The 22,502-nt window shown below is 65.0% G+C and carries 15 protein-coding genes and 1 tRNA gene; 5 read left to right on the top strand and 11 right to left on the bottom strand.

All coding sequences use genetic code 11. The features are described from left to right. Positions 1 to 7 precede the first annotated feature (7 nt). Positions 8 to 1,111, top strand: a complete 1,104-nt coding sequence (locus A6F65_RS09155; protein WP_067788032.1) for a PA0069 family radical SAM protein — start codon at positions 8 to 10, stop codon at positions 1,109 to 1,111. 23 nt (positions 1,112 to 1,134) lie between these two features. Here the strand turns inward: A6F65_RS09155 and A6F65_RS09160 are convergent, their stop codons facing one another. From A6F65_RS09160 to recG, 7 genes are all read right to left on the bottom strand, one after another. Beyond that, positions 1,135 to 2,709: a long-chain fatty acid--CoA ligase gene (locus A6F65_RS09160; RefSeq protein WP_067788034.1), complete on the bottom strand. Its 1,575-nt coding sequence runs from the start codon at positions 2,707 to 2,709 to the stop codon at positions 1,135 to 1,137. A gap of 34 nt (positions 2,710 to 2,743) precedes the next feature. Beyond that, positions 2,744 to 6,217, bottom strand: a complete 3,474-nt coding sequence (gene dnaE / locus A6F65_RS09165) for a DNA polymerase III subunit alpha (RefSeq protein ID WP_067788036.1) — start codon at positions 6,215 to 6,217, stop codon at positions 2,744 to 2,746. 60 nt (positions 6,218 to 6,277) lie between these two features. Next, entirely contained in the window at positions 6,278 to 6,814 is a 537-nt protein-coding gene (locus A6F65_RS09170) for a hypothetical protein (RefSeq protein ID WP_237164801.1), read from the bottom strand. Between the two features lie 12 nt (positions 6,815 to 6,826). Beyond that, entirely contained in the window at positions 6,827 to 7,537 is a 711-nt protein-coding gene (locus A6F65_RS09175; RefSeq protein WP_067788038.1) for an ABC transporter ATP-binding protein, read from the bottom strand. Beyond that, positions 7,530 to 8,771, bottom strand: coding sequence for a lipoprotein-releasing ABC transporter permease subunit (locus A6F65_RS09180; protein ID WP_067790407.1), 1,242 nt, complete (start codon positions 8,769 to 8,771; stop codon positions 7,530 to 7,532). The genes A6F65_RS09175 and A6F65_RS09180 overlap by 8 nt, the downstream gene beginning before the upstream one ends. 287 nt (positions 8,772 to 9,058) lie before the next feature. Beyond that, a complete protein-coding gene (locus tag A6F65_RS09185) occupies positions 9,059 to 10,822 on the bottom strand; it encodes a sensor domain-containing diguanylate cyclase (protein WP_067788040.1) in 1,764 nt (587 codons plus the stop codon). Positions 10,823 to 10,944: 122 nt separating this feature from the next. Beyond that, positions 10,945 to 13,005, bottom strand: coding sequence for an ATP-dependent DNA helicase RecG (gene recG / locus A6F65_RS09190; RefSeq protein WP_067788042.1), 2,061 nt, complete (start codon positions 13,003 to 13,005; stop codon positions 10,945 to 10,947). A gap of 42 nt (positions 13,006 to 13,047) precedes the next feature. On the opposite strand from recG, the gene A6F65_RS09195 reads away from it, so the two are divergent. After that, positions 13,048 to 13,320: a succinate dehydrogenase assembly factor 2 gene (locus tag A6F65_RS09195; protein WP_067790410.1), complete on the top strand. Its 273-nt coding sequence runs from the start codon at positions 13,048 to 13,050 to the stop codon at positions 13,318 to 13,320. Between the two features lie 140 nt (positions 13,321 to 13,460). Then, the gene (gene mfd / locus A6F65_RS09200; RefSeq protein WP_067788044.1) at positions 13,461 to 16,964 is read left to right on the top strand and encodes a transcription-repair coupling factor; all 3,504 of its coding nucleotides are present in this window, start codon (positions 13,461 to 13,463) and stop codon (positions 16,962 to 16,964) included. Positions 16,965 to 17,050: 86 nt separating this feature from the next. On the opposite strand, the gene A6F65_RS09205 is transcribed toward mfd, so the two are convergent. Then, positions 17,051 to 17,854, bottom strand: coding sequence for an EAL domain-containing protein (locus tag A6F65_RS09205; RefSeq protein WP_083989395.1), 804 nt, complete (start codon positions 17,852 to 17,854; stop codon positions 17,051 to 17,053). Between the two features lie 123 nt (positions 17,855 to 17,977). On the opposite strand from A6F65_RS09205, the gene A6F65_RS09210 reads away from it, so the two are divergent. Both A6F65_RS09210 and A6F65_RS12920 read left to right on the top strand, forming a co-directional pair. Continuing rightward, a complete protein-coding gene (locus A6F65_RS09210; RefSeq protein WP_067788048.1) occupies positions 17,978 to 18,760 on the top strand; it encodes an NAD kinase in 783 nt (260 codons plus the stop codon). 54 nt (positions 18,761 to 18,814) lie between these two features. After that, positions 18,815 to 19,165, top strand: a complete 351-nt coding sequence (locus tag A6F65_RS12920) for a hypothetical protein (protein ID WP_157093105.1) — start codon at positions 18,815 to 18,817, stop codon at positions 19,163 to 19,165. Positions 19,166 to 19,243: 78 nt separating this feature from the next. Here A6F65_RS12920 and A6F65_RS09215 read toward each other — a convergent pair. The 3 genes from A6F65_RS09215 to A6F65_RS09225 form a co-directional block, all read right to left on the bottom strand. After that, positions 19,244 to 19,318 (bottom strand) — tRNA-Asn (locus A6F65_RS09215). A gap of 75 nt (positions 19,319 to 19,393) precedes the next feature. Beyond that, positions 19,394 to 22,138 carry a preprotein translocase subunit SecA gene (gene secA, locus A6F65_RS09220; RefSeq protein WP_067788050.1) on the bottom strand — a complete coding sequence of 915 codons (2,745 nt, stop codon included), beginning with the start codon at positions 22,136 to 22,138 and terminating at the stop codon, positions 19,394 to 19,396. A 90-nt stretch (positions 22,139 to 22,228) separates the two neighbouring features. Beyond that, entirely contained in the window at positions 22,229 to 22,498 is a 270-nt protein-coding gene (locus A6F65_RS09225) for a hypothetical protein (protein WP_067788052.1), read from the bottom strand. Positions 22,499 to 22,502: the final 4 nt, after the last annotated feature.

Consider the following 22,502-nt stretch of genomic DNA (forward strand, 5'->3'; position numbering starts at 1 on the left):
TGCCGGGATGGACGACGCCCTGCCCCAACCCGATTCCGCCCGGGCCGCCATCGGCGGGCGCGGGGCGGCGAGTGCGCGCGTGCCGCAGCGCTTCGGGCTGGCGGAAAGGTCGATCGACGGCGAATGGCGCGACATCCGCGAGGCGCTGGATGGCCCTGCTCCCAAGCTGACGACGACCGTCACGGAAGAACATCCCCGAAGCATCATCAGCTTCAACCAATCGCCCGACATTGCCTTCGATCGCTCCATCAATGCCTATCGCGGATGCGAGCATGGCTGCGTCTATTGCTTTGCGCGGCCGACGCATGCCTATCACGACCTCTCGCCGGGCCTCGATTTCGAGACGAAGCTGTTTGCTAAGCCCGATGCCGCGCGGCTGCTCCGCGAAACGCTGGCGCGACGGAATTACCGCCCGGCCCCCATTGCCATGGGCACGAACACGGATCCCTACCAGCCGATCGAGGGCCGCTATCGGATCACCCGCCAACTGCTTGAAGTGTGCCTCGACTGTCGTCACCCGGTCACAATCACCACCAAGTCCGACCGTGTCCTGTCAGACCTCGACCTGCTTGCGGAGATGGCAGAACTGGGCCTCGTGGCTGTCGCCATTTCGGTGACAAGCCTCGATCCGCGCCTGTCAGGCCTGCTGGAGCCGCGGGCCTCTGCCCCTGAGAAGAGGCTTGCGGCGCTGGGCCGGCTCGCAGAGGCTGGCGTGCCGACCCATTGCTCCGTTTCTCCGGTCATCCCCTCGATCACGGATGAATTCATGGAGGAGATCGTGCAGCGCGCGGCGGCCGTCGGCGTGGCCAGCGCCGGCTGGATACCGCTGCGCCTGCCGCATGAGGTTTCGCCGCTGTTCCGCGAATGGCTGGATGTGCACTATCCCGATCGTGCGGGAAAAGTGATGTCGATCGTCCGCTCGATCCGCGGGGGCAAGGACAACGACTCAGACTTCTTCAGCCGCTTCAAGCCGAATGGCGTCTGGGCAGAGCTGTTCCGTGCGCGCTTCCGCCTTGCCTGCAAGCGCGCCGGCATCGGGAAGGCGAAATTCGACCTCGATTGCAGCCAGTTCCGCAAACCCGCGCCCGGCGGGCAGATGCGGCTACTGTAAGCCCTCTGCGTGCGAACGGATGATCAATCCGAATAGGTCGCCCGCAGGTCCTTCTTGCTGATCTTGCCGGTCGCAGTGTGTGGAATTTCGTCCAGCACCACGATACGTTCGGGGATCCACCACTTGGCGACCTTGTCCTTCAGGAATTCCTGCATCTCGGCCTGGTCGCAGCTCTTTCCGTCTTTCAGGACCAGGGCCAGCATCGGGCGCTCGTCCCATTTCAGGTCCGGGATGGCGAAGGCGGCGGCTTCCGCAACGGCAGGATGGCCGACGGCAGCATTTTCCAGCTCGACGCTGCTGATCCACTCGCCGCCGGATTTGATGAGGTCCTTGGTGCGGTCGGTCAGCTCCAGCGTGCCGTGCGGATGGATCACGCCGACATCGCCGGTGTCGAACCAATTGTCCTCATTCACGCAGTCCTCGTCCTGCTTGAAGTAACGCTTCACAACCCATGCGCCGCGGATCTGCAGCGCACCGCTCGTCTCGCCGTCGCGCGGCAGTTCGGTGCTGTGATCGTCCAGGTCCACCAGGCGGATTTCCGTCCCGAACAACGGCTTGCCCTGCATCGTCTTGCGGGCAGCGCGCTCGTCGAAGCTCATGTCTTCCCATTCGGCAGGGACCATGCCGACGGTGCCGATGGGGCTGGTTTCGGTCATGCCCCAGGCGTGGCCGACTTCGCAGCCCATTTCCATCAGTTTTTCGACCATAGCGCGCGGGGCAGCAGCGCCGCCGATCACGGCCATGTCGAGCGTGTCCGGCAGCGATTTGCCGGTCGCTTCCATATATTGGAACAGGCCGAGCCACACGGTCGGCACACCGGCGCTCTGCGTCACCTTCTCGCGGTGCATGAAGTCCAGCAGCACGTCCGGCTCGTAAATGGTTGAAAAGGCAAGCTTCGCACCGCCCATGGGGGCCGCCCATGGGATGCCCCAGCCATTGGCATGGAACATGGGCACGACCGGCAACATCACGCTGCGTGGTTCGAAGCCGAAGCTGCTGGTCTGCAGGCTGGCCATGGAATGCAGCATGTTGCCGCGGTGGTTGTACAGCACGCCCTTGGGATCACCCGTCGTGCCACTGGTATAGCACAGCAGCAGCGGATCGCGCTCATCCAGCTTCGTCCACTCGCTGGTGCCGTCATGCTGGTCCAGCAGGTCGGTATATTCGCCATTATCGAAGCACACGTAGTGATCGACAGTCTTCCAGTGCTCCTTCATCGCATCGACGAGCGGCTTGAAGGCGACATCGTAGAACAGCACGCGGCTCTCGGCGTGATTGACGATGTACGCGAGCTGGTCCGCGAACAGGCGCGGGTTCAGGGTGTGGACCACCCCGCCCATGCCGGTGATGCCATAAAAGCTGGAGAGGTGGTGCGCGTGGTTCATCGCCAGCGTTGCGACCCGTTCACCCTTCTGGATGCCCATGGCACGCAGGGCTTCTGCCAGGCGCTTCGCATCGTGGTGGATGCCGCGCCAGTCGGTGCGGGTCTCGCTCCGGTCGCTCCACAGCGTCACGATCTCGCGATCGCCGTGTTCGCGCGCGGCGTGATCGATCGCGTGGGACATGACCAAGTCCCATTCTTGCATGGCGCCCAGCATTTTACTCTCCAATCAGCTCAGGCCCGATCTGATGTCAGGCTACAAGGCGCAACCTTGCCGAGCCGGAGAGCGGACGCAAGTTTACATTTGCGATTCCGGGAATTTCGGTCAGCCGGTCGACCAGGTCGCCGCCCAGGTCGAAATCGCGGCCGAGGCGCATGGAGACAGTGCGCTCTTCGTCCAGATGGAGCGTCACCTCCACCGTGCCGCGTGCATCGGCGCCGCGTTGCAGGCTGCCCTGCAAGTGCTGCAACGCCTCCTGCGACGTCACGTCCAACGTCAGCAGCAGGCGCAGATTGCCGGTCACGTCCGACAATGGTCGCGCCCCGCGCACGGTCACGCGTGGCGGCTCGTCCGCGCTGGGCGAGTCCAGCTCCACATTCAGCAGGATGCAGGTCCCCTCATCGGCCCAGCGCTGGAAATCTTCCACCAGCCCTTCCTCGAAACACGCTGCGCTGAACTGGCCGGAGCTGTCGGAGAAATCGGCGCGGATGAAGTCGGCCCCGCGCCGCGTGCGGCCCTTGTTCACGCTTTCCACCATCGCCGCGACAACGGCGGGATGCCGCTCCCCGGGTTGGACGCGCGTTTCCATCAGGCTGGCATAGGAGCGCGCACCATTCGCGCTGGCGACCTGCCGGTACTGCTCGACCGGGTGAGCCGCGAAGTAGAAGCCGAAATTCTCGCGCTCTGCAGCCATCTGGTCCGGGCGGCTCCAGGCATCTGCCTCCGCCAGCTTCAGCGAGGGTTCGACATGGTCTTCGCCTCCGAACAGCCCGGCCTGCCCGCTCGTCTTCTCACGCGCAGCCGCGTCGGCGACCGCTAGCAGCATGTCGGCATTGGCAAGGATCATTGCTCGGTTTGGCTCCAGCGCATCGAAGGCGCCGGCCGCTGCCAGCCCTTCCAGCTGGCGGCGGTTCATCGCGCCGTGCGGCATGCGTTTGAACACGTCCTCCAGGCTTTCGAATTCGCCGCTGCCTTCGCGTTCGGCCACCACGGCGTCCATCGCCTTGCCGCCCACGTTGCGGATGCCTGCGAGCGCATAGCGGACGGCGTAGCCATCGTCGGTTTCCTCGACGGTGAACTTCGATTCCGACCGGTTGATGTCCGGCCCCAGCAGCTTCTTCCCGTTGCGGCGCAGATCGTCGACGAAGATCGCCAGCTTTTCCGACTGGTGCATGTCGAAGCACATGGAGGCGGCGTAGAATTCTTCGGGGTAATGCGTCTTCACCCACGCGGTCTGGTAACTGAGCAAAGCGTAAGCGGCGGCGTGCGACTTGTTGAAACCGTATCCGGCGAATTTGTCGATCAAGTCGAACAGGCGGTTCGCCTCATCCTTCGGGATTTGCGACATTTCCAAGCAGCCATCGATAAAGCGCTGGCGCTGCGCATCCATCTCGGCCTGCACCTTCTTGCCCATGGCGCGGCGCAACAAGTCTGCATCGCCCAGCGAATATCCCGCCAGGATCTGCGCGGCCTGCATGACCTGCTCCTGGTAGACGAAGATGCCGTAGGTTTCCTCAAGGATGCCTTCCAGCTTGGGGTGCGGGTAGACGATATCCTCCTCCCCCGCCTTGCGCCGGCCGAAGCTGGGAATGTTGTCCATCGGGCCCGGCCGGTAAAGCGAGACGAGCGCGATGATGTCCTCGAACTTGGTCGGCTTCACGGCGGTCAGCGTGCGCCGCATGCCTTCCGATTCCAGCTGGAACACGCCCACCGTGTCGCCGCGCTGCATCAGCTGGTAAACCTCGGCATCGTCCCATTCCAGCGTGTCGAGATCGACGGTGACGCCGCGCTCTTCCAGCAGGTCCACCGCCTTTCGCAGCACGCTCAGCGTCTTCAGGCCGAGGAAGTCGAACTTCACCAGTCCGCTGTCCTCGACATATTTCATGTCGAACTGCGTCACCGGCATGTCCGAACGCGGATCGCGGTATAGCGGGACGAGCTGGCTGAGCGGCCGGTCCCCGATCACGACGCCGGCGGCATGGGTCGAGGAATTGCGCGGGAACCCCTCCAGCTGCATGGCGAGGTCCACCAGCCGCTTCACTTCGTTATCGTTCGAATATTCGCGCTTGAAGTCCGCCGCGCCGTTCAGCGTGCGCGGCAGCGTCCAAGGGTCGGTCGGATGGTTTGGCACCATCTTGCACAGCCGGTCCACCTGGCCATAGGGCATCTGCAGGATGCGCCCGCAATCGCGCAGCACGGCGCGGGCCTTCAGCTTGCCGAAGGTGATGATCTGGGCGACCTTGTCGTGCCCATATTTCTCCTGGACGTAGCGGATTACCTCACCGCGCCGCGTTTCGCAGAAATCGATATCGAAGTCCGGCATGGAGACACGTTCCGGGTTCAGGAACCGCTCGAAGAGCAGCCCCAGCCGGATTGGGTCGAGATCGGTGATGGTCAGCGCCCAGGCGACCAGGCTGCCCGCACCCGAACCACGGCCTGGACCCACGGGAATACCGTTGTCCTTCGCCCATTTGATGAAGTCGGCAACGATTAGGAAGTAGCCGGGGAAGCCCATCGATACGATGATCCCGACTTCGTAATCGAGCCGGTCGAAATAGGTCTTGCGCTCTTCTTCGGACAGCGCGTCATACTTCGCGAGCCGGGCTTCGAGACCGGCCCTCGCATCATCGGCAAGCGCCGTGGCCTCGCCCTCCAGGTCGCCCGCAAGGCTTGGCAGGATCGGCTTGCGGCGCGGCGGGGCAAAGGCACAGCGCTGCGCAACCACCAGCGTGTTCTCCAGCGCTTCGGGCAGGTCGGCAAACAGCTCCTGCATCATCGGCGCGGATTTCACGAAGGCCTGGTCGCTGGATCGAGGACGGTCGGCGCTGTCGATCTGGCTGGAGCTGGCGATGCACAGCATGGCGTCATGCGCGGAATGCATGTGTGGATCGGCAAAATTGGCCGGGTTGGTCGCCACCAGCGGCAGGTCCTGCGCATAAGCGAGGTCGATGAGGGCCGCCTCGGCCGCCTCTTCCACCGCGTTACCGCGCCGCGCGATCTCGACGTAGAACCGGCCCGGGAACAGGCCCGCCAGATGCGCGAGGGCAGCGGAGGCTGCATCGGCCTTCCCGTCCGCCAGCAGCTTCGTCACATGCCCTTCCGCAGCGCCTGACAGGGCGATCAGCCCGTCGGTGTGGCCGCGCAGATCCTCCAGCAGCACATGCGGTGCATATTCCAGCGGACGGTCGAGGTGCGCGCGGCTGGCCAGGTGGCAGAGGTTCTCCCACCCCGCCTCGTCCTGCGCATAGAGCGGCAGGTAATCCACCTCGCCCTCACTGTCTTCGCGTCCGATGCCGAGCAGCATGCCGACAATGGGCTGGATCCCCTCACCCTTGCACGCAGAGGCGAATGCGCTGGAGCCGTACAAGCCGTTTCGGTCGCAGATGGCGATGGCGGGGAAGCCGCGTTCCTTGGCGAGTTTGGCAATCGCCTTCGGGTCTATCGCGCCTTCCAGCATGGAATAGCTGGAGAGCACGCGAAGGGGGACGAAGGGAGCGAATGCCATGCAAGACATGTAGTTTGCCACGGCGCAAAAGCGAAGACCTGCGCGGCCCGTGTCCACCAGTTATTGGCTGGCTCCACGCCCCGATACAGCCGCTTTTCGCGGACGGTAGACCAGGTCGAATGCGGTGGACCAGGTGACACCGTGATCCAGCGACGCCTCCCCGAATTGCCGGACGCTGCCGTCATCCTGCAGCGTGTAGGTCATGCGGATCAGCTGGTGCGGGGCGGCGGGCGATGGCCAGTTGCCGGTCAGCACCATGCGGCCTTCTTCCGCAGAACCGCCGACGAACTCGACCCGCCCGGGCGCGGAGCCGATCCACGTCTGGTGCCAGCGGCCCGTCTGCGGGTCGAGCGCGTTCAGGCTGCCGCCGTCCTGCCCGTTGAAGGGCATCCAGTTCTCGCGAATTGCGCAGCCATTGTAGAGCCGTTCCACCTTGCTGTGAGCGATCGGCGCGTCACTGCCTTGCGGCGTCACCGTCCACTCGCCAATCCAGAAGTCGAAGGCGGCATGCGCCTGCGTGTCGCAAGCGGGCGGCGGGGCACCGGCAGGTGCGGCCTGCAAGGCCAGCGCCAGTGCCAGCATCGGCATCTCGAACATCACCCTCTCCTCCTAGGCGGCAGGTCGCGGCGTCGCCTCTTCCAGCAGGCCTTCGTGAAGGCGCACGATGCGGTCCATTCGCGCGGCCAGTCGCTCGTTATGCGTGGCGACGAGGGCGCTGCTGCCCTGCCCGCGCACCAGGCTCAGAAACTCGCCCAGCACCTTGTCGGACGTCGCCTCGTCCAGATTGCCGGTCGGCTCGTCCGCCAGCACCAGCTGCGGGCGATTGGCCAGTGCACGGGCCACGGCAACGCGCTGCTGCTCGCCGCCCGAAAGCTGGCTCGGCCGGTGCGTGCGCCGCTGGCCGAGGCCCAGAGCGCCGAGCAGTTCGTCCGCCCGCACCTCCGCATCGGCGCGCGAGGTGCCGCCCACCATCTGCGGGATGATCACATTCTCCTGCGCGGTGAAGTCCGGCAGCAGGTGGTGGAACTGGTAGATGAAGCCCAGATGCGTGCGGCGCAGCGCTGTGCGCTCGTCCCCGTCCAGCTGGGTGGCGTCGATGCCAGTGATCTCGATCTTGCCGCCAAAGCCGCCTTCCAGCAGTCCGACCGCCTGCAACATGGTGGACTTGCCGGAGCCGGACGGGCCCAGCAGCGCCACGATCTCGCCCGGTGCGATGGCGAGGTCCACGCCGCGCAGCACGTCGATCTTCACACCGCCCTGTTCGAAACTGCGCGTCAGGCCCGTCAGGCGTACGACATCGGTTGCCTTGGGGTCACTCATAGCGAAGCACCTCCACCGGATCCGTGCTCGAAGCCTTGAAGGCCGGATAGAGCGTTGCGAGGAAGCTGAGCACCAGTGCCAGCGAGACGATGGCGATCACCTCCGCCGGATTGGTCTTGGCGGGCAGTTCGCTCAGGAAGCGGATTTGCGGGTTCCACAGCTCCACCCCGGTCAGGAAGCCGATGCCGCTGACGATGGCCTGCCGGAACAGCAGCACGACGAAGCCCAGCGCAACACCCGCCAACGTGCCGATGGCCCCGATCAGGAAGCCGGCCGTCACGAAGATCTTCAGCAGGTTGCGCCGCGTCGCGCCCATGGTCCGCAGGATCGCGATGTCGCGCCGCTTGGACCGCACCAGCATGATGAGGGAGGAGAGGATGTTGAACACTGCCACCAGCACGATGATGGACAACACGAAGAACATGGCCACCCGTTCGATCTCCAGCGCCTCGAACAGGCTGGAGTTGATCGTGCGCCAGTCCGAGATGACCGCCCGGCCCTCCAGCTGGTCGTTCAGCGGGGCCAGCGTCTGCTGCACCGTATCGGCATCCTCCGTCGTCACCTCGATCATGCCGATCGTATCCCCGCTCAGCAGCAGCGTCTGCGCGGTGGGTATGGGCATGACGACGAAGGCGTTGTCATAGTCGTAGACGCCGACTTCGAAGATGGCGGCGATCTCGTAGCCGACCTGGCGGGGGACCGTGCCGAAGGGGGTCGAACGCCCGGCGGGGTTGATGATGGTGATGGTGTCGCCCATCCGCGCACCCAGGTTCTGCGCCAGCCGCGATCCGATGGCGACGCGCGAGGCATCGGGCTGCAGGCCGTCGAGACTGCCGGCGACGACGTTGGGGGCAAGTGCGCCGATGTCGTCCGGCGTGTTGCCGCGCACCAGCACCGCATCCACGCGGCCGTTGAAGCTGGCAAGCAGCGGCTGTTCGATCAGCGGGCTGGCGCTGACCACGCCGTCCGTCTCGCGCACGTCCTCCAGTATGTCCTGCCAACCTTCCAGGTCGTCGCCGTAAGCCTGGATGATGGCATGGCCGTTCAGGCCCACGATCTTGTCCAGCAGCTCGGCGCGGAAGCCGTTCATGACGCTCATCACGATGACGAGCGCGGCGACGCCCAGCATCACGGCCACAAGGCTGATCCCGGCGACGAGCGCGATGAAGCCCTCGCCCTTGCCCGGCATCATGTAGCGCTTGGCGATGGTCCATTCGAAGGGGGAGAGGATCAAGCTTGGGTGCTCGCAGATGGGTTGCAGGTTGCCGCGCGGCTTACGGCGCGCTGGCATGGGAGGCAACCGCGATTGCGCGCTGGCGCCCGAACGGCGGCTTAACCACGCGCCCGGTCCGTTCAGCTTTCCGGCCCCAAAGCTGAAAGGTGTTACAGGTGTTACACAGTCCTGGGCGCAAAATCCGGCGCCGCGCAAACCGGCCCTGCGCGCGGGATGAAACAGGGAGCGAGGGCGAGGTCCGGACATGCCGTGCGCGCTGCGTCATCTGCGATGCTGTAGGAAAGTCGCTAAGCCGCCTGTCGCAGGCAGTTTCGTCCGGCGCGCTTTGCTTCGTACAGAGCGTTGTCGGCCGCCTGCATCAGCCATACCTCGTCCGCGCCAGGGGTCCATTCCCCGATGCCAAGGCTAATCGAGACATTCTGCGCGACGCCGCTGTCATCCTCTATCCGAAGGTTCGCGACGCGCTGGCGGATGCGTTCTGCCGCTAGCGTGCCGGTGTCCATGCCGGCGCCGGGCATGATGATGGCGAATTCCTCGCCCCCGATCCGCCCGATCAGGTCCTGCCCGCGCGTGCTGTCAGCCGCCTCGCGTGCAACCATGCGCAGCACCAGATCGCCAAAGGCATGGCCGTGGGAATCGTTGAAGGCCTTGAAGTGGTCCACGTCGAACATGATGAGCGACAGCTTGCCCCCGCCCTCCTCGGCGCGCGCGATTTCCTCGGACAGTCGCTCCATGAATTTGCGGCGACTGGCGATGCCCGTCAGCTGGTCCGTATCGGCCAGCTTCGTGGCTTCGCGCGCCTGCTTGCGCGCCAGGTTGCGGGCGCGGCGCAATTCTTCCAGCACCTGCCAGCGTTCGGTGATGTCGAGAATGACGCCAAACATCGCCACGACCTCGCCGTTTTCCAGTTCGGGCTCGCCAGTCGATTCCACATGGCGGATGGTCCCGTCCGGCCGCTGGATGCGCGCTTCGAATGAAAAGGGCTCCCGGCTGGCCAGCGATCCCTTGATGGAAGAGGACACGCGCTCCCGGTCCGCCGGGTGATAGGCTTCCAGCGCCAGCGCAAGGTCGGGGCTCCTGCCCTTCTCCATCCCGTGAATGGCAAAGACCTCGTCCGACCAGTACAGGCTCTCCGGCTCCAACTGCAGCCGCCAATGGCCGACATGCGCCTTGGCCTCGGCGGCAGAGAGGAAAGCATTGTTGCGTCGCAACTCCCGCGCGGCGGCGCGGGAACGGGCCAGCAGCGTCGCCACCGGCATGGTGGAGGCCAGCATCACCAGCAGATACACTTGGAAATACAGCGCCCGCGTCTGCGGCCCGCCCTCGACAAGGTGGACCGAGCCCATGCCCTTGGCGGTGAACAGCGATCCAAGAAGCGCCGCAATGAACACCGCCGAGGCCGCGCCGAACGGGCCGAGGAAATAGGTCATCAGCATGGCCATCGCCAGCGGCAGGTAAAGCAGCGGGGCGGATTGCTGCGCGAAGGCGGCCACGCTGACGGCGATCGTGGCGAGGAACAGGGCGCTGCGCAAAAGCACGCGCCCGTCCGTGATCTGGGCGACCCGGCGCATCTTGCGGTCGCCCGCTGCGAGGACCAGCGGCGTCACGACCAACAGGCCGAGCAGCACAGTGCTGGTCCACGACAGGAAAAACTCGAGCGCCTGCCCGCTTCCGATCTTGGCCAGGGAGGCAATCGTCCCGCTGGCGATGCTGCCAGCAACTGCGCCCAGCGCCAGCCGCGCGACCCAGCGCGGCAGGTTGAGCGAACCGCTCGCCCCGTCTCGTCCTGACGCGATGCGGCAGACAAGATAGGCTTCCACAATATTCGCAAGGGAAAACCACAGGGTCACCGCGAGTGAGGAGCCGGCGTTCAGGTTTACAAGGACGCTGGCGACGAAGATGCCGCCAAGCAGCGTTTTTCGCCATTGCACCGCCGTCATCAGCAGCCCGCCCGCAGCCACGCCGCTGGCGGGCCAGACGAAGGCAATGCCGTCGGACCGCATGGCGGCCTCAAGCGAAATCGCCGCGGCGAGCGCATACAGCGCAGCCACCCCGGCAATCCATCGCCAACCGCCTATCTGAGTCCGCCGGACGTCCATCCACGCGAATTGCCATCACGTAGTTAATTTATGTGTAATTCGCAGGCGTAAATGCCCGGATAGGCTGACTTGTCCTAACCGCCGCGCAGAAGTGTCACACCCCAGTCGCGCTCGAACAGGTAAAGCAGCACGCGCGCCGCCTGCCCGCGCGGCGTCTCCAGCGCTGCATCCTGGTCCACCAGCAGTTTTGCATCGTCATTGGCGATGGGCAGCAGGCGCTGCACCTGTTCCAGCGTTGCCAGCGTATAAGGCGTATCGCCGCTCTGCCGCGTGCCGAGCAGTTCGCCGCCGCCGCGCAGCTCCAGGTCTTCCTCGGCCAGGCGGAAGCCGTCCTGCGTTTCGCGCATCAGGGCGAGGCGCTGCTTGCCAGTCTCGCTCAGCGCGCCACCACGCAGCAGCAGGCAGGTCGATTTCTCCGCGCCCCGCCCTACGCGGCCACGAAGCTGGTGCAGCTGGGCAAGGCCGAAGCGTTCCGCCTGCTCGATCACCATCAGCGTGGCATTGGGCACGTCCACGCCCACCTCGATTACGGTCGTTGCCACCAGCAGCTTCGCCTCGCCCGCGGCGAATCGTTCCATCGCGGCGTCCTTCAGCTCCGGCTTCAGCTGGCCGTGGACAAGCACAACGTCTTCGCCGAACCGTTCGCGCAAGGCGGCATAGCGCGCCTCGGCCGCGGCGATGTCGTCCATCTCGTTATCGCGCACCATTGGGCACACCCAGTACGCCTGCTGGCCGCTCGTCAGGTGCCGCTCCACCGCGCCGACCACGTCGTCCATCCGCTCCGCATTGATCACGCGGGTGTCGATTGGCTGGCGGCCCGGCGGCATCTCGTCCAGCCGGCTGACGTCCATCTCGCCATATTGCGCCAGCGTAAGCGTGCGCGGGATGGGCGTTGCGGTCATCGCCAGCGTGTGGGGCGTGCGCTTGCCCTTGGCCGCAAGCTGCAGTCGCTGGCCGACGCCGAAGCGGTGCTGCTCGTCGATCACCACCAATGCCAGATTGCGGTAATTCACCGTGTCCTGGAAAATCGCATGCGTGCCGACCACGATCTGGATGCTGCCATCCATCAGCCCCAGCAGTGTGCTCTCGCGCACCCTGCCCTTGTCGCGCCCGGTAAGGATGGCGATTTCCACGCCCGTGGGGGCCAGCATCTTGCGCAGGGTCTCGAAATGCTGGCGGGCGAGGATTTCGGTGGGCGCGAGCAGCGCCGCCTGCGCGCCGGCCTCCACCGCCGCCAGCATGGCCTCCAGCGCCACCACCGTCTTGCCCGCGCCGACATCGCCCTGCAGCAGGCGCAGCATGGGGGCCTCTTGCGCCATGTCGGCCACGATCTCGTCGATGCTGCGGCGCTGGGCCCCGGTCAGCGGGAATGGCAGTTGCAGGCGGTCGCGCAGATGCCCGTCGCCCTGCAAAGGCTGGCCCTTGCGGCGGCGATTGGCCGCGCGCACCAGCATCAGGGCGAGCGAATTGGCCAGGATCTCGTCATAGGCCAGCCGGTCGCGCGCTTTCTCCGCCTCCTGCCGGTGCGATGTGCGCAGGGCATCCGCCCAATCGGGCCAGGCCTCGCGCAGCTTCAGCGCGGCGTCGCACCATTCGGGCAGCTGCGGCAGCTTCGCCAGCGACTGCTCCACCAGTCCCGCCACGCGCGGCTGGGTCAGGCCTTCCGCCAGCCGGTACACCGGCTCGCGCAGCCTCGCCACCAGCGCATCGGGGCTCTTTTCGACATGGTCGGGATGGACGATCTGCAGCATGTCGCCATAGCGATCGAGCCGCCCCGCCACCCAGCGCTCCTCCCCAACGGGCAGCTGTTTCTTCGCCGTGTAGCTCGCGCGACCGAAATATGTCAGCGCGCAGATATTGCCCACGCTGTCCTGCGCCAGCACGCGGTAAGGCCCGCGGCCCGAGCGCGCCGCGCGGTGTTCGGTCGGCGTCAGGGCCACGATCACCTGCTCCCCCTCGCCCGCCTGGTCCAGGTTCTCCACCTTCAGCCGCGTCACGAAGCGTTCGGGCAGGTGGTATGCCACGTCCTTCACATGCTCCAGGCCCAGCCGGTCCAGAGGCTTCTTCAGCTTGGGGCCGACGCCGTCCAGCGTGCCGGTCTCGGCAAAGAGGGGGTTGAGGATATCGGGGCGCATTGCGGGGTTCTCTTAAGCACGCCGGTGGACTACGTGCCAGTCATGACACAGCAGCACGATCTTGCCACCCGCCTTGCCCGCGCGAAATTCCGCGCCTGGCACCGCGGCACGCGCGAGGCGGATTACATGATCGGCGGATTTTTCGACCGCTATTCCGCCACTTGGAGCGAAACGGAGCTGGCATGGTTCGAAGACCTGCTGGACGAGGACGATGTGGACGTCATGGCATGGGCCCTGCGCACGCAGGATGTGCCGGAAAAATTTGCCGGGCCCCAGCTTGTCGCCCTCCAAAAACTGGATTTCGTCACCATATAACATACGGCAGCGCGCAGCCTTCCCCCCTCATGGCTGGCGGCGCTGTCATTCACGGCCCGCCGGTGTCGCCCTTCCAAAGACGCATCGGCGGGTTTCCGTGCGCCTGAAACAAATGTGCCGCCTGGCGATTGAGGAAGCCAATGCCTGACCTTTCCCGCATCCTTGCCGCCTCGCGCCCGATCACCCTGTCCAGCGTTCCGCGCGGCAGCCAGCCGCTGGTCATGGCGGACCTTGCCCGCGCCGCCACCAGCCGCGCGGTCTTCATCGCGCCGGACGATGCCGCCATGCGCGCCGTCACCGATGCCGCCGCATGGTTCGCGCCGGAGCTGGAGGTTATCGAGTTTCCCGCATGGGATTCGCTGCCATACGACCGCGCAAGCCCCGCGCTTTCCGTCTCCGCGCGGCGCCTCTCCGCGCTGCACAAGCTGCAGACCGTGCCGCGCGCCAGCCAGCTGGTGGTCACCACCATCAATGCCGTGCTGCAGCGCGCCCTCACCCCCTTCCGCATCCGCGAGAGCGTGCGGGCGCTGAAACCGGGCACCCAGATCGGCCACGAAAGCCTGATCGAGCTGCTGCGGCGGCAGGGATACAGCCGCGTCGACACTGTGGTCGATTCGGGCGAATTCGCCGTGCGCGGCTCCATCTTCGACATCTACCCCAGCGGGCTGGAAGGCGGGCTGCGGCTGGATTTCTTCGGCGACGAGCTGGAAAGCCTGCGCCTGTTCGATCCCGCCACCCAGCGCACCACGCACACGGTGGAAGGGCATTTGCTGCTGCCCGCCAGCGAGGCGCTGCTGGATGCCGACAGTATCAAACGCTTCCGTGGCCGCTACCGCGAGATGTTCGGCGCCAACGCCACGCAGGACCCGCTGTACGAGGCAGTCAGCGACGGGCGGCGTCTGGCAGGCATGGAACATTGGCTGCCGCTGTTCGAGGAAAAGCTGGTCACCCTGTTCGACCACCTGGCCGATGACGACGTGGTGGTCGTGGATTCCGGCGCGCTGAAGGCGGCGGAGGAGCGCCTGTCCGACATTGCGGATTACCACCGCCAGCGCACGGAAATCGCCGGGCAGAAAAAGGGCAGCTACCGCCCGCTCGCGCCCGATGCGCTTTACCTGACGGACAAGGAGTACAAGGCCGCGCTGGACAGCCACCCTGTCCACCGCACCACCATCTTTGCCGAACCCGGCAGCGACAGCGTGATCGATTTCGGCTTCCGCAGCGCGCGCGACTTCACGCCCGAACGCTCGCAGGGCGCGAATGTCTATGAAGCGGCGGCGAAGCATTTCGCCGAAGTCGGCAAGGCCGGTCGCCGCCCGCTTTTCGCCGCCTATTCCGAAGGATCGCGCGCGCGCATCGCCTCGATCATCTCCGAAGCCGGAACTGACATGGCGCTGGCCGAAGGCTGGCAGGATGCGCTGGGCAAGGCGGCAAAAGGCAGGGCCGCCGCCATGGTGCTGCCGCTCGACACAGGTTTCGCGAACGACGAGATCGAGGTGGTCACCGAGCAGGACCTGCTGGGCGACCGGCTGGTGCGCCGCCGCAAGCGCAAGAAGGATTCGGACGCCTTCCTGGCCGAGCTGCAATCCCTCAGCCGCGGCGATCTGGTGGTCCACACCGAACACGGCATCGGCAAGTATCTGGGCCTCGAGCCCATCGCCGTGGGCAAGAGCCAGCACGATTGCGTGCGGCTGGAATATGCCGGCGGGGACAAGCTGTTCATCCCGGTCGAAAATATCGACGTGCTCAGCCGCTATGGCTCTTCCGAGGAAGGTGCCACGCTGGACCGGCTGGGCGGCGAGGCATGGCAGAAACGCCGCAGCCGCCTGAAGGAGCGCATCCAGGCCATCGCGGGCGAGCTGATGAAGGTCGCCGCCTCTCGCGCGCTGAAGAAAGCGCCGGTGATCGAGCCGGAGGAGGCAAGCTACAACCAGTTCGTCGACCGCTTCCCCTGGTCCGAAACCGATGACCAGGAAGCCGCCATTGCCGACGTGCTGCGCGACCTTGAAAGCGGACGCCCGATGGACCGGCTGGTCTGCGGCGATGTCGGCTTCGGCAAGACGGAAGTCGCCCTGCGCGCAGCCTTCGTCGCGGCCATGAACGGCCAGCAGGTGGCGATGGTTGCCCCCACCACGCTGCTTGCCCGCCAGCATTTCCAGAACTTCGCCGAACGCTTCGCCGGTTTCCCGCTGAAGATCGGCCGCCTGTCACGCCTCGTCTCTTCCAAGGAGATGAAGGAGACGCGCGATGGCCTTGCCAGCGGCGATATCGACATCGTCATCGGCACCCACGCCATCCTGTCCAAGAACACGCAGTTCAAGGACCTGGGCCTTGTCATCGTGGACGAGGAGCAGCGCTTCGGTGTGACTCACAAGGAGAGGCTGAAGCAGCTGCGCGCCGACGTGCACATGCTGACGCTGACCGCCACGCCCATCCCCCGCACGCTGCAGATGGCGATGACGGGCCTGCGCGAGCTATCCACCATCCAGACGCCGCCGGTCGACCGGCTGGCCGTGCGCACTTACGTGATGGAATGGGACGACATGGTGATGCGCGAGGCCCTGCTGCGCGAACACCACCGCGGCGGGCAGAGCTTCATCGTCGTGCCGCGCATTTCCGACATGGAAGTGCTGGAAGGCTGGCTGCGCGAGAATGTGCCGGAAGTGAAGGCGGTGACCGCGCATGGCCAGATGAATGCCGGCGAGATCGAAGAGCGCATGAGCGCGTTCTACGAGAAGAAATACGACGTGCTGCTGTCCACCACCATCGTGGAAAGCGGGCTGGATTTGCCCAGCGCCAATACCATCATCATCCACCGCGCCGACCGCTTCGGCCTGGCCCAGCTTTACCAGCTACGCGGGCGCGTGGGCCGCGCGAAGCTGCGCGCTTACGCTTACCTCACCACGCCCAAGGATACGGCCCTGTCCGAAGTGGCGGAGAAGCGGCTGAAGGTGCTGGGCGACCTCGATTCGCTGGGTGCGGGCTTTCAGCTTGCGAGCCATGACCTCGACATTCGCGGTGCGGGCAATTTGCTGGGGGACGAGCAGAGCGGCCATATCCGCGAGGTCGGCTTCGAACTTTACCAATCCATGCTGGAGGACGCGATCCTGGCCGCCAAGGCTGGCGAGATGGGTCTGGAAGCCAAGCCCGAAAGCGTCAGCCCGCAAATCACGGTGGATGCGCCGATCATGATCCCGGAAGATTACGTGCCTGACCTTGCCGTTCGCATGGCGCTGTATCGCCGGTTGAACGATGCGAAAGACAAGGCGGAGATTGAGGGCATGGCCGCCGAGATGATCGACCGTTTCGGCCCCCTGCCGGACGCCACAACCAATTTGATCCGCCTGATGGAAATCAAGCACCAGGCAATCGAGGCGAATATCGCCAAGATCGACGTGGGCGCGCGCGGCACGCTGGTGGGCTTCCACAAGGACGATTTCCCCGACGGCCCGGGCCTGATCGCCTATGTCGACCGCCTGAACCAGGGCGGCAAGGAAACCGCCAAGCTGCGCCCGGACATGAAGCTGGTGATCAACCGCGCATGGAGCAGCCCGGAAAGCCGCCTCAACGGCCTGATGCAGCTGACCAAGGGCCTCAGCGGCGTGGTGCGGCGTTCGAGGAAGAAGGAACGGGTAACGGCGTAAGAATGATCGTCATCCCAGCGGAAGCTGGGATCTCTGCGTAGTCCGCGCTCTGATTGTGACAGATCCCAGCGTGCGCTGGGATGACGTTAGATGAGGTTGGCGAACTCTTTCGCCGGCATCGGCTTCCCGCCCAGGAAGCCCTGCCAGCGGTCGCAGCCTTCGGACTTTACGGCGTCGCGCTGGGCTTCGGTCTCGATCCCTTCCGCCACCACGCGCAGGTCCAGCGCCTTGGCCATGGCCACGATGCCCCGGAACACCGCCAGGTCGCGCGGGTCGCTGCAGACGCCCGTCACCATGCTGCGGTCCAGCTTCAGCGCCGCCAGTGGCAGGGCTTTCAGATACTGGAAGTTGCAGAACCCCGCCCCGAAATCGTCGAGCGAGATGGCCACCCCGGCCGCTGTCAGGCGTGAAAGGATACGCGCGGATTCCTCCACATCGTCGAGCAGCGCCTGCTCCGTGATTTCCAGCGTCAGCCGATCCGCCGGGAAGCCGCTTTCGCGCAGCTCCTCAAGCACGGCCTCGGCGAAGTCGCTTTCCTCCAGGTCGCGCGCGGTCACATTGAGCGACAGGCGCAGGTTTTCCGGCCATTTCGTTGCCTCGGCCAGCGCCGCGCGCCGCACATGGGCAGAAAGCGCCAGCGATTGCCCGCTGCCGGCCGCGATGTCGAAAACCGCATCGCCGGCCAGGTCTCCGTGCACCCCGTGCTCCCAGCGCACCAGTGCCTCCGCGCCGCTCAGGGCGTTGTCTTTGCAGGCGAATTGCGGCTGGAACAGGATGTCGAGCACGCCGGTCTGCATGGCGGCCGCAAGGTCATCCGCCAGCGGGTGGCGGCTGGGACGTCGGCGGTCCGTTCGGGTTCTGCGATCGACCATGAAGGTGACACTTGTCATGCACGCGCCCTGCACCGGGTGCGCGCCCGCGTCATGCCCCGCTTCGCCCCGCGTTGCAATTCGGGACGGCGCTCCATAGGAAGCGGAACCCGCTGCATCGGCGGCAAGCAAAGGGAGGCTGCATTGGCCGGTCCATTCGAACGCCTGGCTCTGCTCGCCTCAGACACGGACAAGGCGCAGGAAGCGCGCGAGCAGGTGGAAGGCACGCGCGACTGGGTCCCGCTGGAGGAAGCCGATGCCGCCGTGGTGCTGGGCGGCGATGGCTTCATGCTGGCGACGCTGCACAGCATGCTGGATGGGGGCCGCGTAATCCCGGTTTACGGGCTGAACCTGGGCACGGTCGGCTTCCTGATGAACCGCTATCGAAAGGACCTGAACCTGTCGGAGCGGATCGCCAAGGCGAAGCCCTTCACGATCGCGCCGCTGTGCATGACCGCCACCACGCAGGACGGCGAGACGATCCAGTACAATGCCATCAACGAAGTCAGCCTTCTGCGCGAAACGCGCCAGTCCGCGCGGATCGAGGTGTCGGTGGGCGGCAAGGTGCGCATCCCGCGCCTGACGTGCGACGGGGTGCTGCTGGCGACGCCAGCTGGCTCCACCGCTTACAACCTTTCCGCAAACGGGCCGATCCTGCCGCTCGATTCGGAGCTGCTGGCCCTCACCCCCATCAGCGCCTTCCGCCCCCGCCGCTGGCGCGGGGCCATCCTGCCCGATCGCAGCACGGTGAAATTCCGCATCTTGGAGGCGGACAAGCGCCCCGTGGCCGCCGTGGCCGACCAGAAGGAAGTGCGCGACATCGCCGAAGTCAGCATCGAGATTGCACGCGATGATCGCCTCAGCCTGTTGTTCGACCCCGGCCATTCGCTGGACGAGCGGATCGTGTCGGAGCAATTCGTGGGCTGATCAGACTGTCGGTCAGGTAAGTGTGCGCGAAAAAGGCTAGAGAAGGATGGCAACATGGAGCAGCATTCGCCCGAGTGTCGCATTTTAAGAGAACAGCTTGTTGAGCTCGAGCAAAGGCTGGCAGATTATCACGAGCGACTTGAAACCGCTTTAGACCATGATCGACAATTTCAGCTCAAAACCTCTTGGGGAATTGTGAATGCTGTCCTAGGCATTGGTGCCGCTGCCATCGTATTTTTACTAGCGGGAAGGTTCGGATTCTCGGGCGGAGTCTGGGACTGGGTGGTGCCTGCAGTGGCCTTTCTTTTCTATCTCCTAGGGTTCGTCTACTCCGACAAGGGACGCCTCCGTGACAATGGCCGACTTTCGCGCCTGCCTAATTGGGCTGCGACTGAAAGCTCCTAAAGTCCGCAGCCGGACCCGAGCATGAAAAAGGGCGCGAAGCGGTTAAGCCTCGCGCCCTTTTTCATGCCTGCCGCCGGGTGGCTCCCCGAGTTGGATTCGAACCAACGACCAAGTGATTAACAGTCACCTACTCTACCGCTGAGCTATCGGGGAATAGCACCGGCTGGCGGGCAGGGGTGCGCCTATATGGCTGGCGCACCCGCTTTGCAAGACGGGAATTTCACTTCCTCACATCGCCCCGTGGCAATGCTTGTACTTGTTGCCGCTGCCACATGGGCACGGCGCGTTGCGGCTGACGGCCTGGTCCTTGAAGGGGTCGTCCGGGAAATGCCCGCCCGGCCCGGCTGCCGCAGCGGCCGAACCCGCCAGCGCGCCCAGCATCGCTTCCGCACCGGTCGGCTTGCTGGACCCATCGGAATTGTCCGTGCCGAAGAACGGATCGATGTGGCCAGTCAGGAATTCGGGCAGGTCGGGCAGTTCCTGCTGCGGCGGCGGGGCCATGCGCAGCTGGCTGTTGAGCAGGATGCGGGTCACGTCCTCGCGGATCGTCTCCAGCATGTTCTCGAACAGGCCGAAGGCTTCCTGCTTATATTCGTTGATCGGCTGCTTCTGCGCATAGGCGCGCAGGAACACGACCTGGCGCAGCGCATCCAGCGTGGCGAGGTGTTCCTTCCAGTGGTGGTCCAGCTGCTGCAGCAGCACCTGCTTTTCCACCTGGCGCCAGACGGAGGGATCGGATTCGGCGATCTTGCGATCCATTTTCTCCGTCGCCTGCGCGGACAGGCGCTCCTCGATGTCTTCCGGGTCCAGCCCGTCTTCCGCCATCCAGTCTTCCAGCGGCAGATCGATGCCGAAGACGTCGGAGACCTTCTCCTTCAGGCCCGCGACATCCCACTGTTCGGGATAGGAGCCGGGAGGCGCGTGGCTGAAGACGATGGCGTTGACTGCATCGTTGCGCATGTCGACCACCACGTCGTCCACCGTTTCGGAGTCCATGATTTCCGCGCGCTGTTCGTACACAACCTTGCGCTGGTCATTCATCACGTTGTCGTATTCGACGACCTGCTTGCGGACTTCGTAATTGCGCGCCTCGACCTTCTTCTGCGCAGTTTCGATGGCCTTGCTCAACCACTTGGAGCCGATCGCCTCGCCGTCCTCCAGGTTGGAGTTCATCATCTTGGAAAATAGCGTGTCTGGGCCGAAGATGCGCAGCAGGTCGTCTTCTAGGCAGAGGTAGAAGCGCGAGAGGCCCGGGTCGCCCTGGCGGCCGGAGCGGCCACGCAGCTGGTTGTCGATCCGGCGGCTTTCATGGCGCTCGGTGCCCAGCACGAACAGGCCGCCCGCTTCCAGCACCTTCTGCTTTTCGGCTTCCACTTCGGCCTTGATGCGGTCCACTTCCATGTCGCGCTTGGGGCCGTCTTCCATGTCGGCAAGCTCGGCCTCGATGCGGAAGTCGACATTGCCGCCCAGCTGGATGTCCGTGCCGCGGCCGGCCATGTTGGTGGCGATGGTAACGGCGCCGATGCGGCCGGCCTGCGCCACGATATGCGCTTCACGCTCGTGCTGGCGGGCATTCAGCACCTCGTGCTTCACGCCTTCCTTGTCGAGGAACTGGCTGAGCAGCTCCGACTTCTCGATGGAGACCGTGCCGACCAGCACCGGCTGGCCGATCTGGTTCTTTTCCTTGATCGATTTCGCGATGGCCGCGAACTTGTCGAGCGTGTTCTTGTAGAACTCGTCTTCCTCGTCGATGCGCTGGACGGGGACGTTCGTTGGGATCTCCACCACGTTCAGCTTGTAGATGTCCCAGAATTCGCCCGCTTCGGTGGCGGCCGTGCCGGTCATGCCGGACAGCTTGGGATACATGCGGAAATAGTTCTGGAAAGTGATCGAGGCCATGGTCTGGTTCTCGGGCTCGATCTTCACGCCTTCCTTCGCCTCGGCGGCCTGGTGCAGGCCGTTGGACCAGCGGCGACCGTCCATCATGCGGCCGGTGAATTCATCGATGATGACGACCTTGTCGTCCTTTACGATGTAATCCGTATCGCGCTTGAACATCACGATAGCTTTCAGCGCCTGGTCGAGGTGGTGCACGACCTGCGTGTTCTCGACATCGTACAGGTTCTCGCCCTCCAGCAGGCCGGCGGCGGCGAGGCGCTTCTCGACCTCCTCGATCCCCTCCTCAGTCAGCTGGACGTTCTTGGATTTCTCGTCCTTCTCGTAATATTCCTCTTCCAGGTTCTTCACGATTTCGTCGAGCGCGATGTAGAGATCCTGCTTGTCATCGGTCGGGCCAGAGATGATCAGCGGGGTCCGCGCCTCGTCGATCAGGATGGAATCCACCTCGTCGACGATGGCGTAATTGAAGGGGCGCTGCACCATCTGGCTGCGCTCGTGCTTCATGTTGTCGCGCAGGTAATCGAAGCCGAATTCGTTGTTGGTGCCGTATGTGATGTCGGCGGCATAGGCGGCCCGCCGCTCGTGCTCTGGCAGGTTGGGCACGATGGTGCCGACAGTCAGGCCCAGGAAGCCATGCAGGCGGCCCATCCATTCCGCATCGCGGCTGGCCAGGTAATCGTTCACCGTCACGACGTGGACGCCCTTGCCCTCGATGGCGTTGAGATAGGTGGCGAGCGTTGCCACCAGCGTCTTGCCCTCACCCGTGCGCATTTCGGCGATTTCGCCGCGGTGGAGCACGATGCCGCCCACCATCTGCACATCGAAATGGCGCATGCCGAGCACGCGCTTGGACGCCTCGCGCACGGTGGCGAAGGCTTCGGGCAGGATATCGTCCAGCGTCTTGCCGTCCGCCAGCATGTCGCGGAACTTCTGGGTCTGCGCCTTCAGCTCCTCGTCGGAGAAATCCTCCAGCTGGGGTTCGATGGCGTTGATGGTGCCGACAATCTTGTCGAGCGAGCGGACGTAACGATCGTTGGAAGAGCCGAACAGGGCCTTGCCGAGAGAGCCGAACATGGGCGTATACCTTTGAAAAATAACGGATGTGTGGCCGCACGCCATGGCGCGGCAGCATGCATGAAAGCGGTATTGGCTGAGGCTGCGGCGCTATTCGCGCGCGCGGTCGACCGGGACGAGCACGGGCGCGGAAACGCGCGGCGGCTCTGCATGGCGCGGGGCCTGCGGGCGGACTGCGGCAATGCGCGCATCCGGCATTTGGGCGAGGGCCACGATGCCCTGCGTGTGCACGGTGGAAACCTCGTCCACCAGCACGGACTGCGCCACGTTCTCCACGCTCGCCATGCGCGCATGCGCAACGTCGCCGGTGGCGGCAAGGCCCGTGAACAGGGCAAGCAGGGTAAGAAGCTGGCGCAACATACGC

This window comes from Paraurantiacibacter namhicola (assembly GCF_001687545.1).
Classification (GTDB): domain Bacteria; phylum Pseudomonadota; class Alphaproteobacteria; order Sphingomonadales; family Sphingomonadaceae; genus Paraurantiacibacter; species Paraurantiacibacter namhicola.